This is a genomic window from Methanofollis sp. (genome assembly GCF_028702905.1).
Classification (GTDB): Archaea; Halobacteriota; Methanomicrobia; order Methanomicrobiales; family Methanofollaceae; genus Methanofollis.
Genome location: NZ_JAQVNX010000003.1, coordinates 22297 through 39201 on the forward strand (window position 1 = coordinate 22297; position 16905 = coordinate 39201).

Here is a 16905-nt window from a genome sequence, read left to right on the forward strand (position 1 = left end):
TGGTTTCTACGATAGGTTAATCTGTAGTTCCATACAACATAGTGGAGGTATTTGCCGGGGTAGGGTAGTTGGTCATCCTAGGGGACTGTGGATCCCCCGACCCGGGTTCGAATCTCGGCCCCGGCCCTCTTATTTTTGAACGGTTTCTCCGGGTTTTTTGTGTCTTGTTTTCCTGATCTCGGCGTTTAATTTCATGGCCGTGGAAAAATTTTGCAGGGATATTTCATAGCGCGGCTTTTTAGAAACCATCATACTCTCACCGGGGGACTACGCCGAAAATCAGAGATTTTCTTGTGCTCACTCCGTTCGCAGCCCCCGGACCTCGAAAATCACAGATTTTCTCGAACTCGCTGGCGCTCGTTCCCTGCTCTGGATTGGGTCGGGAAAGAGCGAAGAAGGGATTTAGAAAAGGGGATTACCCTCTCCCCTCTATCCTAACGTGGGGGGATCGGGGGGTGAAACCCCCCGGCCAGGCACTCCAGAACAGGAATACTAAAGAATCCGGAAAATTTAATCCTTTTTTTCTGGCTCACTTCGGTCGTTCCCGCTCCCATCAGGCCCTTAAACAGAACTTTTCCCGGGGCCTTCCATCGTTCATATCTCTCGCGGGGCGTGCCGTGAAAAAAAGATATGGGTCTCTTCATGCCGCCGGTGCGGCCGGGGTGCCCTCTGCCGGGCGGCGATGATTGAAGCGGTACATCAGAGAGAGCACGGCCGGCATCACCAGGATCGCCCCTATCAGGGAGAACCCGACGGTGATCACCGTCACGATCCCGAAGTTCGCGATGATGTTGAAGGCCGAGAGGGTGAGGGCCGAGAAACCGAAGACCGTGGTCATGCCCGAGACCGTGACCGCGGTGCCGATCTTCTGCACGCTCGTCTGGATCGCCTCGTAGATATCGAGACCCCGTGCGAGTTCCTCCTCGCACCTCTCCATGATCAGGATCGTGTACTCCGAGGCGACGCCGATGGTCATCGACCCCAGGGTGGCGGTCATCGGCGTATAGTCGAGGCCGAGGAGGTACATGATCGCCCCGTTCCACCCGACGATCATGACGATCGGGATGAGCGGGGTGACGGCGTTCACCCGCCTGTACACAAGGAGAAGGAAGAGGAGAATAAGCCCGAACCCGGCAAGGACCATCAGCGTCTTCGACGTCGCGATGTCTTCCATCACGGAGACGAACATCTCGGTGCCGCCTGTCACCCTCACATGGATTCCCGGCGGTGCCTCCCTCCACGCGACGTCCTTCTCCACGTTCTTGATCATCGTCCGTGCAACGTCGAGTTCCATGTCTGTGGTGGAGAACTCCATCACCGCCTCCATCCTGCCGTTGAGGTACCTGTCCCTCGTCTCGGCCGGGATGGTGGCGAGCACGCTCCTGACCTCGCTTTCCGTCTCCGGCAGGACGCCGCCGTTGTACCGGGCGAGGAGGGTGGCGATGCTCGTGACGCCGGTGATCTTTTCGTTGGTCCGCAGTTCGTACGCCCCGAAGTCCCGTATCCACTGAAGAGTCTCCATGTCCAGGACATTGTCCCCGGTCACGACGACCGGGACCGTGTCTGTCGCCCCCATCGTCCGCGTCACCTTCTTCATGTCCTGGAGGGCCGGCATGTCCTGCGGGACAAAGGTCTCCTCGTCGGCATTGATCGGGACCTCATTGTCCATCTGGATGCCGATGACCGCGACCAGGCAGAAGACCAGGAGGATCGGCACCGGGTTCTTCGCGATCCCGAGGGCGATCCTGCCGAGAAGGCGGTTATACCCCTCGATCAGGGAACCCCGCGAGCCTTCTTCATGGGCTGGCTCCTTCTCGCAGCCCTTCCAGTCGAGTTCGCAGGCCTCCACGTCGTCGAGTTTTCCGGCAGGTGTCTTCGCCCTGTACTTCACGACCGTCCCGAAGAGCGGAACGATGACGAGGGCAGAAAGATAACAGGACGCGACGCCGATCGTGCAGACGATGCCGAAATCGGCGACCATCGGGACCGGAGCGATAAACATGGCGATAAAGCCGAGTGAGGTCGCCACCATCGCGATGAGGACGGACGGGCCCGACCTGGTCACGGTGGCCTTCACCGCGTCGGCGATGGTCGCATGCCGCACCTCCTCGTCAAAGCGCGAGTGGAACTGGATCGCATAGTCGATCCCGATGCCGATGAGCACCGGGAAGGCCCCGATCACGGTCATGGAGATCGGGATGCCGACAAGTCCCATGAACCCGAAGGTGAGGATCAGGCCGCCGGCCACGATTGCGACCGGCAGAAGGCGGTACCTGACATGGGAGAAGAGGAACGTGACGGCAAGGACCATCAGGAGCATCGCGGCCATGATCAGGATGCCCATCGACTGGCCCATCTCCTGCCCCATCTCCTGCGAGAAGGCCGGGCTCCCCGAGACCGTCACCGAGACGCCGGCAGGCGGTTCGGAGACGGCGATCGACGCCCTGACATTGTCCAGCACCTGTTCCTGCACGCTTGATGCGACGCCCGGCTGGATGGTGATGCCGACGATAGTCATCATCATCGAGGGAAGGTAGCGGTCGAGGGTTCCCGGCGGCGCCTTCTCGATGACGGTGTTCACTTCGGCCCGTGAGTTGGGCATGGTCCCGTTGTTTGCCTCTTTCATCAGGTCGGGCACGCCGGCGACGGACTCAACGTACTGCTCGTTCCTGATGCCGTCCTCGACGCTCCCGATATAGGCGAGGACGTCGGGGTCGGTGACGTCGTCGCTCTCGAAGATGAGCATGATGGCGTCTGAACCATAGGTGTCCTTGTAGTGGGCGAGCATCGCCCCTCTGGGCGTGGTCTTGTCGATATACGTGTCGTCACCCGTTGCCATGCTCACCATCGAGAGGCCGAGGAAGGCGAGCATGAACGTGGCTGCGACGACCGCCATTACGGCGAACGGACGTGTGGTGATGGCCTCTGCAAGGAGGTCGTAGGGTGATCTCATCGGTATCTCCTGTCTGTTTTTTGTGAGAGTCTGGGTCTATCTGCGTATTCTCAGGGCTGGGTGCAATAGTCTGCGATGACGAGCAGGGTCATCAGGTACGCGATCTCCCTGTCGCTCATCCCCACGGCAGGCACGCCCCAATCAAGGGCAGTCTCCCGCAGCCGTACAGGATCGGTGATCACGCACCTGTCCCTGATCTCCCCTGCCTGCATAATGATGTCCCGTGCGAGACGGGGGAAACCGTCCCGGTCAGTCTCCTCCTCCATGCCCTGGAGGTGGAGGGCCTCGACGGCGGCCTGGCAGACGGCGGGCGGTATGAACCCTGCCATCTCCCAGACCCGTGCGGTTTCATAACTGTACGCACCCCCGCCGGAATATTCCGCTGCGAGGGCATCTCCCGGCATCTGGTCTGTATCTGGTGTTTCCCGCGAACGGATCAACTGCATCTCCTGATTATCACGCGGGTCGTTGCTATATCAGTCTGGTGCACCTGGCAGGAGGGTCATCCCCGGCATCCTGTGAGTCTTCACATCAGGATGGGTTGGGTGAAAAAGGTTCCTGATGTCCGGGAGGGGCCGGTGCCTGCCCGCAGCGACGTTCCCGGGGTCGCTACCCGGGGGTGCATCTCTCCCGGGCCGCTGCCCCTCACTCTGGTGCAACTGCCGGGGGTTGCAATGGGGTATGCTGAAATGCGTGCGGCACGAACAGGTGGGCAATGACAGACGAGATCGTCCTGCAACTCCGCACCCTGGGGCTCAATGAATACGAGGCGAGGGTCTACGCCACCCTTGTCGGCCTCAGGAGGGCGACGGCGCGGGACATCCACGAGGCAAGCAAGGTGCCGCGGGGCCGGATCTACGAGATCCTCCATGACCTGGCGCAGCGCGGGTTTGTCGGGGTGGAGGACGGTTCACCTGCCCGCTATCATGCCGTCGACCCCGACGAGGTGATCGACCATATCAGGGACGAGTACCTTGCTTCCCTGGAAAAGACGAGGGCGTCTCTCACAAGCCTCTCCTCGACCGTCCCTGTCCCTCCGCCGCCCTTCTACATGCTCAGGAGCGACTGGGCGATCGAGAACCAGATCCAGTCGGTCTTCAGGAAGGCGAAGGAGCGCATGGTCCTAATCTGCCAGGACCCCTCCTTTCTCAGGAAGAACCTGAAGGCACTGAAGGCCCTTCAGAAGAGGATCGATCTCTACGTCCTTGTCAGCGACAGGGAAGCGTTCTCCGGCATCGAACTCCCGCTTGTCGAGGGCGAGGGGATTGTGGCCGACCTTCTTGCCCGGCAACCTCCCCCCGGCGTTTGCACGCGGCAGGAGTGCTCCATCCTGGTCGATAAAGGTGAATCTATCGCCGTCGGGTCATCGGGCTCCGAAAGGTTCGCGGTGATCGGGTCTGAGACTCCTTTCATGAGATACTTCCTCCTCTCCCTGATCGAGCATATGGGTGGGTGACGTCCGGTGCCGTCCGGGCCGCGGCATCTCCGGGGGCTGCACCAACATTATATTCTCATGGGAATATAATGGCCCGAGGCTTCTGTCATGGTCATGCCATGGCGAAGGGGAGTTGGTATATGATGGAAGACGGACCAAGAGGCGCGATTCTCCAGCGCGACAGGAAGACCTATGCGATCGTCCCGAGGACACCGGCCGGGATCGTCGCCCCGGAGGACCTGGAGAACATTGTCAAGGTCGCGCGGCGGTATGCTATCCCGGTCATCAAGATGACCTCGGGGCAGCGGATGGCGCTCGTCGGGATCAAGGAAGAGGACGTCGACAATATCTGGAAAGAACTCGGGATGACCGTCGGGGAGGCGACGGCGCCCTGCCTCCACTATGTCCAGACCTGCCCGGGGACCGAGACCTGCAAATACGGGGTGCAGGACTCCCTCGGCCTCGGGCTGAAACTGGAGGAGGTGAACCAGGACCTGAACCTTCCTGCGAAACTGAAGATGGGGGTTTCAGGCTGCCCACGCTGTTGCGGGGAGAGTTATGTGCGGGACATCGGGCTGATCGGGACTGCGAAGGGGTGGACGGTGACCTTCGGCGGGAACTCTGGTGGCCGTCCCAGGATTGGCGATGTGGTCGCAAAGGACCTCCAGGTCGATGAGGCCGTCGGCATGGTGAGGCGCCTCCTCGAGTACTACCGCGACAACGGGAAACCCGGTGAGAGGACACCGCGGTTTGCCGAGAGGGTTGGTATCGAAACGATCCGTGCCGCCATGCTCGGCCTGGCGCCGCCCCAGACCTGACCTCTGTCTGAGTCTCTCGAATCTCTCTTTTTTCCCCGAGCCGCGCGGGTTATCTACCATGCTGTCCTCATACTCCCTGATGACCGACGGCGATCGCACCCTCGTCTCAGGTGCCGACCAGGACTTCCTGGAGGAACTCTCCGACTACCTGGACGTCCTCGGGAACCCGACACGCCTGCGGATCCTGAAGATCATCAAGCACACGCCGCGGGATGTGCGGGAGATCTCCCGGGCGATAGGGACGAGTTACGAGAACACAAAAAAGCACCTGGACAAACTCCTCCTTGCAGGTCTCGTGAAGAAGGAGGCGGGGTTCTCGGGGGAGACCGCAACCGGCGTCCACCCTGTCTGGAAGTACTCCCTGGTGCCGGGTGGCCTGGAGACGGTCATTCAGAATCTCGGGATCTTCGGGAATCTCGGGATCGCGGCCGACGCGCAGGGGGTCTCCCTCCGCCTGAGGGAGATGAAGGACCGTGTCTCGGCGGCCTTCTCCGGCGGCATGCCTGTTCTCCTTGTCGTTGGCGGCCCTGACGACGGCCGGGCCTTTCCTCTCACCGGCACGCGCTGTGCCGTCGGCCGCGAGGATCCGGAGGCCGCCCCCCTGCAGGGGTGTGCGGTCCCCCTCTCCGCGGCATATGCCGCGGTCACCCGGGTCACCCGCCCCCACTGTTTGTTGAGTCTCTCCGGCGGGGTCTGGCATGTGGAGGACAGCGGGAGTACGGGAGGCACGACAGTGAATGCGGTCCCTCTCCGGCGGCATGAGCGCCGCCCGCTCTCCGACGGCGACCTCATCGACCTTGCCCGGGGGCCGCAGGGGGCACGCCTCCTCTTTACTATGCCCCTGCCTGAGGATGGTCAGGATCGCCCGTCTTAATATCCCCGGCCACCCACCTCATTGCATGCGGCGGTGGATCATAACCTGCGTTCTTCTTCTCGTCCTCTGTGCCGCCCCGGCGCTGGCGGCCCATGACACGTCGGGGAAGGGGCAGCATGGTCCTGGCGGAAACAACAGCGCCCCCGACGACCGCGGCCCGGCGACGGCACCTGGCCAGGTGAAGGAGGAAAGGACGCCTCTCCCTGATCCCACTCCTGACGTCGTGACCGAAACGGCGACGCCCACTCAGTCCCCGACCTCTGTGCCCGAGACGACGCCGTCGCCCCTGCCGACCTCTCTCCCTCCTGCCCCTGCTGAAGAGAGCCCGACGTCTGTGGAGACTACGCCGATGTATGCGTACCTGCAGGCGGCGACCGGAGAGGGGAGAGGCCCGCCTGAGACGCGGGAAGAAGGCTTCGACCCCCTCCTGGCCGCGGCGGCAGGTGCCGGTGCGGCGGCGGTCGGGGCGTACCTCCTCTACCGCATCAGGAAAAGAAAACCCGACACCGACGGCGACCGCACCGTCCTCGTTGCCCCGGACGCCTTCACCGTCCCGGGTTTCCCCCCTGCCCTGATGGAAAAGTACGGCGACGTCTCCCTCCTCGGCACAGGCGGGACGGCGCAGGTCTACGCGGCCGTCAGGCGCACCGACGGGGAGAGGGTCGCCGTCAAGGTGCCTCTCAGGGCCGACGAGGCGACGGGACGCTGCTTCCTCAAGGAGATCAGCCTCTGGAAGGAACTGGTCCACCCGAACATTGTCCGCGTCTGGTCGGTGAACATCCTCCCCGTGCCGTACGTGGAGATGGAATATCTCGAAGGCTCCCTTGCCGACCTCACAAAACCCCTCTCGTCGGTGGAGGCCTGCCGCATCGCGTCCGGCATCGCAGAGGGCCTTGCGTGTGCCCATGCCCGCGGCATTGTCCACCGCGACCTCAAGCCCGGCAATATCCTCCTTGCCGCGGACGGCACGCCGAAGATCGCCGACTGGGGGCTCGGCAGGCTGATCGGCGACGGCGACGAGACCGCGGCACCGGGCTTCTCCCTCAGGTATGCCGCCCCCGAACAACTCGCCCCGGGGCGGTACGGCCCTGCCGGTGCACGGACAGACCTCTACCAGATGGGCGTCGTGCTCTACGAACTCCTGACCGGGAGGCTCCCGTACGACGGGGCCGGGCCGGGCGAGTACTCGGCCGCCGTCCTGGAGGGGCTGCCTCTCCCCCCGTCGGCTGCCGACCCGGCCCTTGCGCGTTTCGATGCCCTCCTCCTCCGGTGCCTTGAAAAAGACCCGGAACAGAGGATATCATCGGCCGGGGACTTCCTCGCCGCGCTCCGTGACGCCGAATGCTGAACCGATCGGTTCAAGCTCAGAACCACCTCCATTTTCTTTATTTATCCCTCCGGCCGCCGACCTATGACATGCAGCTGCCGAGGGATCGGCAGCACGGAGGAGACACATGACCAGAAAACTTATCATCGGAGCAGCCCTTTTGCTCTGTCTCGCCCTCGTTGCGGTGGCACCGGCCGTCGCATGGGGCGGTGCAGGCGGACAGGGCTCTGGCGGCAACCAGGCCGCATGCCAGAACAGTGTTCAGGGGAATGCGTCTGCGGGCACCTGTCCTTTTGCTGAGGACGGCACCTGCCCCAATGCCGGGGACGGCACCTGTCAGCAGTACCAGTTCAGGGGCCAGTCCCAGAATGGTACCTGCTCTGGTGCCGGCGTCTGTGACGCCACCTGCGACCAGAACAGAACCCGCCAGCGGCTCTGCTGGACCTGAACCGAGAAATCATACATCTATTTTTTCGACCTCTCCGCTCCCCTGACCTCGCGGGCGATGGAGCAGAAGTACATCCTCCCGGCAAAGTGCACGAAGGTCCGGGAAACATCGACTTTGAAGACTGAGCCATCCTTTTTCCTGTGGACCGAGACGACTCTCTCCCTCTTCCCGGGTTCGGCCCGTGCCCACATCTCCTCCCACTGCGGTGCGGTGATCGAGGGGTTGAGGCCGAAGATGGTGACCGCGAGGATCTCGTCCTGACCGTAGCTGAGGAGGCTGCATGCCGTCTCATTTGCCTTGTATATCCTGCCCTCCCGGTCAAAGAGGATGATCGAGTCCGAGGCATGGTCGAAGGCAAAGGTGGTGAAGAGGAGTTCGCGCTCGATCTCCTCCTTCTCTGCGAGCACCTTCAGGAGCGTCCTGTTTGCCTCCTGGATCCCGGTGGTCCGCCCGGTGATGAGGCTCTCCATGTTCTCGTGGTACTGCTCCAGTTGCTCCCTGCACTGCTGGAGTTGGGTGATGTCGGTGCCTGCCAGGTGGTAGCCGAGACCTCTCCGGCCCTCCCCGAAGAGGGCCCTGACCTGCCACCTCTCCCAGCCGAGGGTGCCGTCTGTTCTCACCGACCTGACCTCCAGCGTCGCGGCCGGGCTTTCCGGGGTGAGAGCGATGAGCGCTGCCTTCATGCGCTCCTGGTCGCCTGGGGGGAGGAGGGGGAGGAATCTGAAGCCTGTCAACTGCTCCCGCGTCCTGCCCGCGTGCCTGCAGAAGGCCTCGTTGACGAACTCGATGGTGAGGTCGGGTTTTGTGTGGAGAACGAAGCCCGGGAGGTCCACGGTGAGCGCCTCGTACTGCCGGCGCGAGGCCTCCAGCGCCTCGGCTGCCTTCCTGCATGCGGTCTCGTCGATGAGCACGATGGCGCACCCGTCCTTCCCTGTATCGAAGACCACCGGCACAAGGTGGATGCGGAGGTGGCGGTGTCTCCCCTGGATCACGGCCGCGGCCGGAAAAAGCGCCTGTGTTCCCTGCACGGCCTGCCGGCACCGTTCACGGAACTCGGGGGTCGTGAAGAGAGAATAGGGGAGGTCATGGACCTTCTCGCCGTACAGCACCTCCAGCGGGCACCCGAGGAGGTCGAGGGCGCTCTGGCTTACCATCACTACCTCGTCCCGCCCGTCGACGACGATTGCCGGGTGGAGGGAGAAGTGGAGGAGGGCGGCGACCGGCATCCTCCGCGCGAGGAAGTAGGTCTTCGCGGTGCCGACCTTCCTGATGTCGGCCTCCCCCTTCTGGACGAGCATGTCCAGGTGCTTTGCGGCCGTGTTCCTGTGGAGGCCGAGGGCCTCCGCGATCTCGGTGATGGAGAGCCCTTTCGGGTTTTTCCTGAGGAGTTCCCTGATCGCGATCGCGTCCCTGGTCCTGTCTGCGCTGCCGGGCATATGCACTGCATATCTGTTGTGCAGAGCGAAGATTTATCATTATCTATCATGTAGATCTCTATCTATGCACAGCAGAGTGGCCCGGATAGGCCCGGGAGGTGGTGCCGATGGCAGAGACATTTGACGTGAAACTTTCCGGCAAGGTCTACATGCCCGACCCTGCATACCGGGAACATTCCTGGATCGGGGACTGGGAGACGGCGTACAAACGCTATCTCGACGACCCCGAGGGCTTCTGGGCAGGGATCGCCGGCGAACTGGAGTGGTTCGCCCCCTGGCAGACGGTGCGGGAGTGGGACAATCCCTATGCCCGCTGGTTCACAGGTGCGAAGTTGAACATCACCCACAACTGCCTCGACCGCCACGCCGCCAGCGAGCGGCGGAACAAGGTCGCCCTGATCTGGCGGGGCGAGGACGACGAGAACGAGCGTGTGTTCACCTACCGCCAGCTCCACCGCGAGGTGATGCGCTTTGCGAACGCCCTGAAGCGCCTTGGCGTCGGGAAGGGGGATTGTATCTGCATCTACATGCCCCTCGTCCCCGAGCAGGTCATCGCCATGCTCGCCTGCGCCCGCATCGGGGCGGTGCACAGCATCGTCTACGGCGGCTTCGGGGCCTCGGCCCTCAACACCCGTATCCGCGACGTGCAGGCGAAGATCGTCATCACCGCCGATGTCGGCTTCAGGCGGGGCAAGAGGGTGCCCCTGAAGACTATCGTCGACGAGGCGGTCGTGAACGCGCCCTCTGTCGAGAAGATCGTCGTCCTGCGGCGGACGAAACCCGAGATCGAACTCTTCTCCGAGATGGAGGTCGACTTCGAAGAGATCATGGCGGCAGCCGCACCGTACTGCGAGCCCGAGGTGATGGACGCCGAGGACCCGCTCTTCATCCTGCACACGAGCGGGACAACCGGCACCCCGAAAGGGATCGTTCACACCTCTGCCGGCTACATGGTCGGCGCCTACTATACGACGAAGTACGTCTTCGACCTCAAGGAGAACGACGTCTACTGGTGCACCGCCGATCCCGGCTGGATCACCGGCCACTCGTACATCGTCTACGGCCCTCTTGCCGCCGGCGCCACCGTGCTCCTCACCGAGACGACGCCCGACTTCCCTGACCCAGGCATCTGGTGGCGGATCATCGAGGACTTCGGCGTGACCGTCTTCTACACCGCCCCGACGGTGATCAGGATGTTCATGCGTTTTGGCGAGGAGTGGCCGAACCGGGCCAACCTCGACACCCTCCGCGTCCTTGGCTCTGTCGGCGAACCCCTGAACCCCGAGGCCTTCGAGTGGTTCTACCACACTATCGGGAAGGGCCGCTGCCCGATCGTGGACACCTGGTGGCAGACCGAGACAGGGATGCACATGGTCACGACGCTCGTCGGCGAACCGATGAAGCCGGGTTTTGCCGGCCGGCCTGTACCGGGCGTGATGGCCGACGTCGTCGACAGGGAGGGCAACCCTGTCCCGCCCGGCATCGGCGGCCTCCTGGTGATCAGGGAGCCCTGGCCCTCGATGATGCGGACGGTCCACAACAATGACGAGCGCTACCGGAAGTACTGGACGACCGTCGACTCCCTGTACACCGCCGGCGACCTGGCGGTGAAGGACGAGGACGGCTATATCATGGTCATCGGGCGGGCCGACGACATCATCATCGTCGCCGGGCACAACCTGGGGACGGCCGAGGTGGAGTCGGCCCTCGTCTCCCATGAAGCGGTCGCGGAGGCGGCGGTGATCGGCGTCCCCGACGCCGTCAAGGGGCAGGCCGTCAAGGCGTTCGTCATCCTGAGGCAGGGCTACGGGTCAAGCGAGAAACTGAAGGGCGACCTCGGGTACCATGTGCGGATGAGTCTCGGCCCGATCGCGATGCCGGCCGCGATCGAGTTCGTCGACTCCCTCCCGAAGACCAGGAGCGGCAAGATCATGCGGCGCGTCCTGAAGGCGAAGGAGATGGGGATAGACCCGGGAGACATCTCGACACTGGAGGATTGAACCGGTGGCCGGAGAGGGCCTGACGGTCATGGGCTGCGGGCAGAGCAGGGACGCTGGGCCCCTGTCCTCACCGGCATGCTCATCAACCTCTGCCCCCGCTCCATCTACTCATGGGGCGTCTTCCCTGTCGTCACCCTCCTTGCGTCGGCCGGGTGTGCGGCGGCATGGATTTTCTCGAGGAGGCCGTGAAAGACGGGAGCCCCTATTTTTCGGGGGCTGGTATGCCGGGGTATTTCTCTCCATCGCCCGGTCCCGGGTATTTTTTATAAAAAAAAGAGCCTTCATCTCCTCTTTGCGAGGAGGAGGACGGCAAGACCGGCCGCCAGGCAGGGGATAATGGGGGCAACCGGGCTTTGTTGAGGGGTCGCCGGGATGTCAGAGGACGGTGTCCCGGCCGGGGCCTCCGCCACAGCGGCAGTCCGGGCCGGTGCATCTTCACTCTCCGGTTCCTCTGCAATGGCGATCGCGAAGTACGAGAAGCCCGGCGTCTCCGCCACATACCACGCCTCGCCGTTCTCCTCCTTCACGCACCTCGTCTCAAGGGAGGTCCAGGCGCCGTCATGATACCTGAGGAGGACGATCTCCTGTTTGCCGGCACCGTGCGCCTCCAGCCACGTGAGGGGCACGGTGAAGGAGATCTCACCGCCTGTGAGATCGGCGGCGGTGACATGGAAGAGGAGGATCTTCTCGTACTCGTAGACCATGGCCGCAGGCGGGGCGATCCCGGAGGGCAGGTCTGTCTTCTCGGCGACCACTATGGCACTGGTGAGGTCGGCAACTGAGGTCAGGTCGATCTTAGAGAGTGCAGACTGGCCCTTCACCGGATACGAGGCCTCGTGGGAGGAGGTGCCCTGATCCATGGGGTAGGAAGACATGGGGAACGCGCCGCCTCCACCTCCACCGCCTCCTCCTCCGCCGCCCCCGCCAGCGGGCGCCGGTACGGGTGCGGGCGTTGGGGTGGGTGTGGGTGTCGGTATGGGCGGGAGAACGCCTACCAGATAGTGGTCGGCGGAGAGGACCAGCGGGCAGGTATCGTTGAGGCCCATGATGGAGTACGGCGTCTCCCCGATCCCGTCGCCATCGGTGTCGGTGCCTGCATAGTCGTCCCAGAAGTTGCCGAGGGCATGCGTGTAATAGGAACCCGCATAGCGGTACGGGAACGGTGCAGTGGAGTTCAGGGCGACCTGACCCTCAAGGACGAGGTGGCCGCCGGTGTTGTTTGCAAAGGTGTTGTGCCAGAGGATGGTCTCGTCCGGACTTGCGGCGGCAAGGAATGCACCCACCTGGTTGTCGGCGATGAGCGAACCGGTGACGACGGTTGCAGTATTGTTGAGACTGGAGAGCCCCGCGTATTCGTTGCCCGCAAAAGTGGAGGCATCGATCGAGAGGTCTTCGGAGTCCCAGCAGATCGCCCCGGCATAATTGCCGGTGGCCGTGACATTCCTGACAGTGACGCCGGTGGAGTTGAAGACGACGAGGCCGACATAGGTGCCCGAGAGAGTGAGGTCCTCCGCGGTGATGTTCCTGCACTCCACCAGGTACACCATGCCGGCATCGCCGGGCACGACCGCGTCCTCCCGTCCTGTCCAGACATAGACCCGCTTGCCGTCGACGGTGTTCGTCCCGTCCACCGTGACCGTGCTCTCGTAGCCCGGCACGGGGACGAAGCGGAAGCTCCACCTGTTCCCGGCCATCGCGGTCTCTGACACCTGACCATTCTTCACACCGTCGAGGGCAAGGCCTGCACCGGCATTCCCGTCGGCGACGCAGCCGGTCAGCGTAAAGGATCCGGCGGAGGTGACAGCGATCCCGTCGGCACCGCTCCCGGAGACATTGCACTGGAGCAGGGCGGTCCCGGCGGTCTCATTGACCAGAATCCCGGTGCGGCCGGCATTCCGGACGTCGGCACCGATGACCGAGGCCTGTGCCGCCCCCTCGAGTGCGATGCCGTCCTCGCTGCAACCGGTCACCGTCAGGTCCATGAGCGTGGCGTTCTCACCGGTGACCACGACGCCGTCGCGGCCGCCGGTGAGAGTGATGCCCCGGACGGTGATATTCGCCCCGGTCAGGGTTAGTACGTCCCCGCCGTTGCCGTCAATGACAGGGTCGCCGCTCCCGACGAGGGTGAGCGGCCTGTCGACGACGACATTCTCTTCGTACACGCCGCTCCTGACAAGGATTACATCGCCGGGGAGGGCGACGTCGACGGCCGCCTGGATAGTGGCATAGTCCTCGGGCACGCTGACGGGATCGGCCGTGAAGGCCTTGATGCAGATATTGGTGTCAGGGAAGATGGTGGTGAGGTCGTCCCACTGCACCCCGTCGGCGCTCACGAAACTCTCGCCGGCATGGGCCGTGGCCGCGCCCGAGTAGTCGGTGATCGGCATCTCGACGATGAGAGGATAGGTGTCGGTCGGGGCGGTGAGTTTGAGGGTCACCAAGAATTTCTGGTCCGGGAAGAGAGGCACCGCGACGGCGAGGGGGAGGGTGTGGTAGCCGGGGAGCGCCATCGTCCCATCTGCGGCAGAGACCAGATGGGAGGTACCCCCCTCAAGGAGGTGGACCCAGACCTCATACGCCGTGCCGGGTTCGCGGGTGAAGAAACTCACCGCTTTCAGGTCTTCGTAGCGCTCTGCGGTGAAGACATTCCTGCCGTACATCGTGGTCGAGGCGCCGGTGCCGACGCTGGTCGTCCATCCGAGAGGGTCGTACTGGTAGATGTGGTCGTAGGCGCCGACCGGTTCGCCGGTGAAGAGTACGGCCGCGTCTGAGCGACCGTTGCCGATATACGCCGTCTCCGGGTGCTGGAAGCGCCCGATACTCCGGTCATAGTACGAGATAGAGAAGTAGCCGTCTTCCCCCGACGAGGTGCCCCAGGAGTTCCTGGCGATGAAGGCGCCGTCGCCGGGCGGGGCTTCGACGAAGTTCTCGGCCGGGTAGGTGTCGTTCCACCCGACGAGGAGGACAGCGTGACCGCCGTCGATCTTTGCGGTGCTGTTCTCGGGCAGGTAGTAGGTGGAGGCGCCCGGCCCGAAACAGGAGACATTCACCAGGAAACCGGCATAGAGCCCACCCTCCTCCTTGATCGTCGTCTTGATCAGGTCGTTGTCGAGGGGGCCGTCACGCGGCGGGAGGAAGGTGACGTTCTGGACCTGCATCACCGGCGCGAGGCCGGCGGGCGATTCGTTCAATGGCACGGGTAGTAAATAGGGGTCGTCTACCTCGTCCACCGGTCCCGACCACCGGGCGAGGTAGGCCGTCGCCATGAAGGCGTTGCCGCCGTCGCAGGGCCCCACGTCGAAGCTGTGGGTGTTCTTCAGGTTATTTTCCGAGAGGTCCCACTCGCCGAAGCCGTCGGTGAGGAGCGCGGACTCCAGGGACCCGAGGGAGGCGAAGGCCCAGCAGGACCCGCACTCTCCCTGGTCCTTCACCGCGGTGACGCGGCCCTCGTCGGCGAGGTTGAAATAGGACTCGGAGGGCGGTTCGGCCGTTGCAACGACGGAACCGCCGGACCAGACAGGGGTGCCGGGCGCAGGGATCAGAGTGTTCGGATAGAGGGGATGTTCGTCGTCTGGCGCCCCGGGTGCGGGTGCGGCCGCAAGGAAGACGGACGCCTCGGGAGGTGCCGCCTCCTGCTCATCCATATACCTGACAAAGTCAGGGTTCAGCGGGGCGGTCTCGATATCGACGGCCGCCGCCCCCTGCACACCCGGGAGGACAAGACACAGGCAGAGGAGGAGTATAATTGGCAGGTGCTGGTTGGTCATGGTGCTCATCTCCGGCTGATCAATAAAAATGGGAATATCTGGTAAAAAAATCGACGGATTTACTTTAAAAATAAAATATACACAATAATTGTTCAATGTTGGCTGGATGAAAAAACAGAAACTTCCATATACTACGATATCAGAATAACCCGATTTTCGACCCTTGCGCCCCGATCGCACAGGCCGACAGAATATAACAAATATCTTGGATAACGGGAGATCTTATGCATTTCATTTCACAAGAAAATACATTATGTCGCCCATAATGGATGATACATCGCCATAAGGGCATTAAAATAAGAAAAAACCTTCTGCGCGTCGCATTATCCCAAAACCGAGAGACCCACGTTTTTCATCTCGATAACCCGAACGGCGTGCCGAAACATCCATATCCCGGACTGCACCATCCCCCCTCATGACAGACCCTCGACCTTTTCTTGTCGGCGGGGAGTGGCGGACGAGCGAGACGACCATTGACGTCCGTTTTCCCTACGACGACTCCCTTGTCGGCACCGTCTGCCTCGCCGGGGCGGCCGATATCGAGGACGCCGTCCGCTCCGCGCAGCACGGTTTCGGGCGGACCCGGAAGCTCCCGACGCATGAACGGATCCGTGTGCTCAGGCGCCTTGCCGCTCTGATCGATGATAGGAAGGATGAGATCGCGGAGACGATCACCCGCGAGGCCGGGAAGACCGAGGCCCTGGCCAGGGCCGAGGTGGAACGCGCCGTCGAGACCGTCCTCCTCTCCGCCGAGGAGGTGGGGCGTATCTACGGGGAGGTGATCCCCCTCGACCTCACCCCTGCCGCGGCCGGCAGGACCGGGTATCTCCGCCGTGTCCCTCTCGGCACGGTGCTTGCGATCACCCCCTTCAACTTCCCCTTCAACCTCGCCTGCCACAAGATCGGCCCGGCGGTGGCCGCCGGCAATGCCGTCATCCTCAGGCCGTCCTCGAAGACACCGCTCTCCGGCCTTGTCCTGGGCGACCTCCTCCTCGAAGCCGGGTACCCCGAAGAGGCCGTCTCTGTCCTCCCGTGCACCACCGACCTCGCCGGGTGGATGGTGCGGGACGGCCGGATCGCGTACCTCTCCTTCACCGGCAGCCCTGCCGTCGGCTGGTCGCTCCGCGAGATCGCCGGGAGAAAAAGGGTCGGCCTCGAACTCGGCGGGAACGCCGCGGTGATCGTGGACGAGGATGCCGACCTCCCCTATGCAGCGGAGAGGATCGTGCAGGGCGGTTTTTCCGGTGCCGGGCAGGTCTGCATCTCCGTCCAGCGCGTCCTCCTCCACCGCTCGGTGTATGCGGCGTGTCTGGAGATGGTCCTGGAGCGGACCGGTTCTCTCAGGGTCGGCGACCCCCGCGATCAGGCCGTCGATGTCGGCCCGATGATCTCGGAGGAGGCCGCGGCCGCGGCCGAGAAGAAAGTTCGGGAGGCCGTCTCTGGTGGTGCGACCGTCCTCGCCGGCGGGACGCGGGTCGGCACCCTCTTTGCGCCCACCGTTCTCACCGACACGCTCCCGACGATGCGGGTGAATGCCACGGAGATGTTTGCGCCGGTGATCACCATCACCCCCTTCGACGATTTCGAGGCCGCCCTTGCGATGGCGAACGACTCCCCCTTTGGTCTCCAGACCGGGGTCTTCACCAACCGCCTCGAACGCGCCTTTCATGCCTTCGATGAGTGCGAGGTCGGGACCCTTGTCGTCAACGACGTCCCCACCTTCAGGGCCGACGCCATGCCCTATGGCGGGGTGAAGGCGTCAGGGTCGGGCAGGGAGGGGCCAAGATATGCGATCGAGGAGATGACAGAGCCGCGGCTGATGGTCATGAACAGGCGGAGGTGACCCG

The 16905-nt window shown here is 63.3% G+C and carries 11 protein-coding genes and 1 tRNA gene; 8 read left to right on the forward strand and 4 right to left on the reverse strand.

The features are described 5' to 3' along the window. Positions 1-53: 53 nt before the first annotated feature. Positions 54-126 (forward strand) — tRNA-His (locus tag PHP59_RS00965). A gap of 514 nt (positions 127-640) precedes the next feature. On the opposite strand, the gene PHP59_RS00970 is transcribed toward PHP59_RS00965, so the two are convergent. Further along, positions 641-2953, reverse strand: a complete 2313-nt coding sequence (locus PHP59_RS00970) for an RND family transporter (RefSeq protein WP_300162219.1) — start codon at positions 2951-2953, stop codon at positions 641-643. 50 nt (positions 2954-3003) lie between these two features. Further along, complete coding sequence (locus tag PHP59_RS00975) at positions 3004-3399, reverse strand: hypothetical protein (RefSeq protein ID WP_300162222.1); 396 nt, start codon at positions 3397-3399, stop codon at positions 3004-3006. A gap of 269 nt (positions 3400-3668) precedes the next feature. On the opposite strand from PHP59_RS00975, the gene PHP59_RS00980 reads away from it, so the two are divergent. From PHP59_RS00980 to PHP59_RS01000, 5 genes are all read left to right on the forward strand, one after another. Then, a complete protein-coding gene (locus PHP59_RS00980) occupies positions 3669-4409 on the forward strand; it encodes a TrmB family transcriptional regulator (RefSeq protein ID WP_300162225.1) in 741 nt (246 codons plus the stop codon). Between the two features lie 122 nt (positions 4410-4531). Further along, positions 4532-5206, forward strand: a complete 675-nt coding sequence (locus tag PHP59_RS00985) for an NAD(P)/FAD-dependent oxidoreductase (RefSeq protein ID WP_300162290.1) — start codon at positions 4532-4534, stop codon at positions 5204-5206. A 79-nt stretch (positions 5207-5285) separates the two neighbouring features. Beyond that, positions 5286-6080, forward strand: coding sequence for an FHA domain-containing protein (locus PHP59_RS00990; RefSeq protein WP_300162228.1), 795 nt, complete (start codon positions 5286-5288; stop codon positions 6078-6080). 25 nt (positions 6081-6105) lie between these two features. Next, positions 6106-7428, forward strand: coding sequence for a serine/threonine-protein kinase (locus tag PHP59_RS00995; RefSeq protein ID WP_300162231.1), 1323 nt, complete (start codon positions 6106-6108; stop codon positions 7426-7428). Between the two features lie 106 nt (positions 7429-7534). Continuing rightward, complete coding sequence (locus PHP59_RS01000; RefSeq protein WP_300162233.1) at positions 7535-7855, forward strand: hypothetical protein; 321 nt, start codon at positions 7535-7537, stop codon at positions 7853-7855. A gap of 17 nt (positions 7856-7872) precedes the next feature. On the opposite strand, the gene PHP59_RS01005 is transcribed toward PHP59_RS01000, so the two are convergent. Next, positions 7873-9291: a PAS domain S-box protein gene (locus PHP59_RS01005; RefSeq protein ID WP_300162236.1), complete on the reverse strand. Its 1419-nt coding sequence runs from the start codon at positions 9289-9291 to the stop codon at positions 7873-7875. 107 nt (positions 9292-9398) lie between these two features. Here PHP59_RS01005 and acs point away from each other — a divergent pair, with 107 nt between their 5' ends. Next, positions 9399-11291 carry an acetate--CoA ligase gene (gene acs, locus PHP59_RS01010; protein ID WP_300162239.1) on the forward strand — a complete coding sequence of 631 codons (1893 nt, stop codon included), beginning with the start codon at positions 9399-9401 and terminating at the stop codon, positions 11289-11291. A 281-nt stretch (positions 11292-11572) separates the two neighbouring features. Here the strand turns inward: acs and PHP59_RS01015 are convergent, their stop codons facing one another. Next, positions 11573-15058 carry a lectin like domain-containing protein gene (locus tag PHP59_RS01015; RefSeq protein ID WP_300162242.1) on the reverse strand — a complete coding sequence of 1162 codons (3486 nt, stop codon included), beginning with the start codon at positions 15056-15058 and terminating at the stop codon, positions 11573-11575. Positions 15059-15473: 415 nt separating this feature from the next. Here PHP59_RS01015 and PHP59_RS01020 point away from each other — a divergent pair, with 415 nt between their 5' ends. Further along, the gene (locus PHP59_RS01020; protein ID WP_300162245.1) at positions 15474-16901 is read left to right on the forward strand and encodes an aldehyde dehydrogenase family protein; all 1428 of its coding nucleotides are present in this window, start codon (positions 15474-15476) and stop codon (positions 16899-16901) included. The last annotated feature ends 4 nt before the right edge of the window (positions 16902-16905 follow it).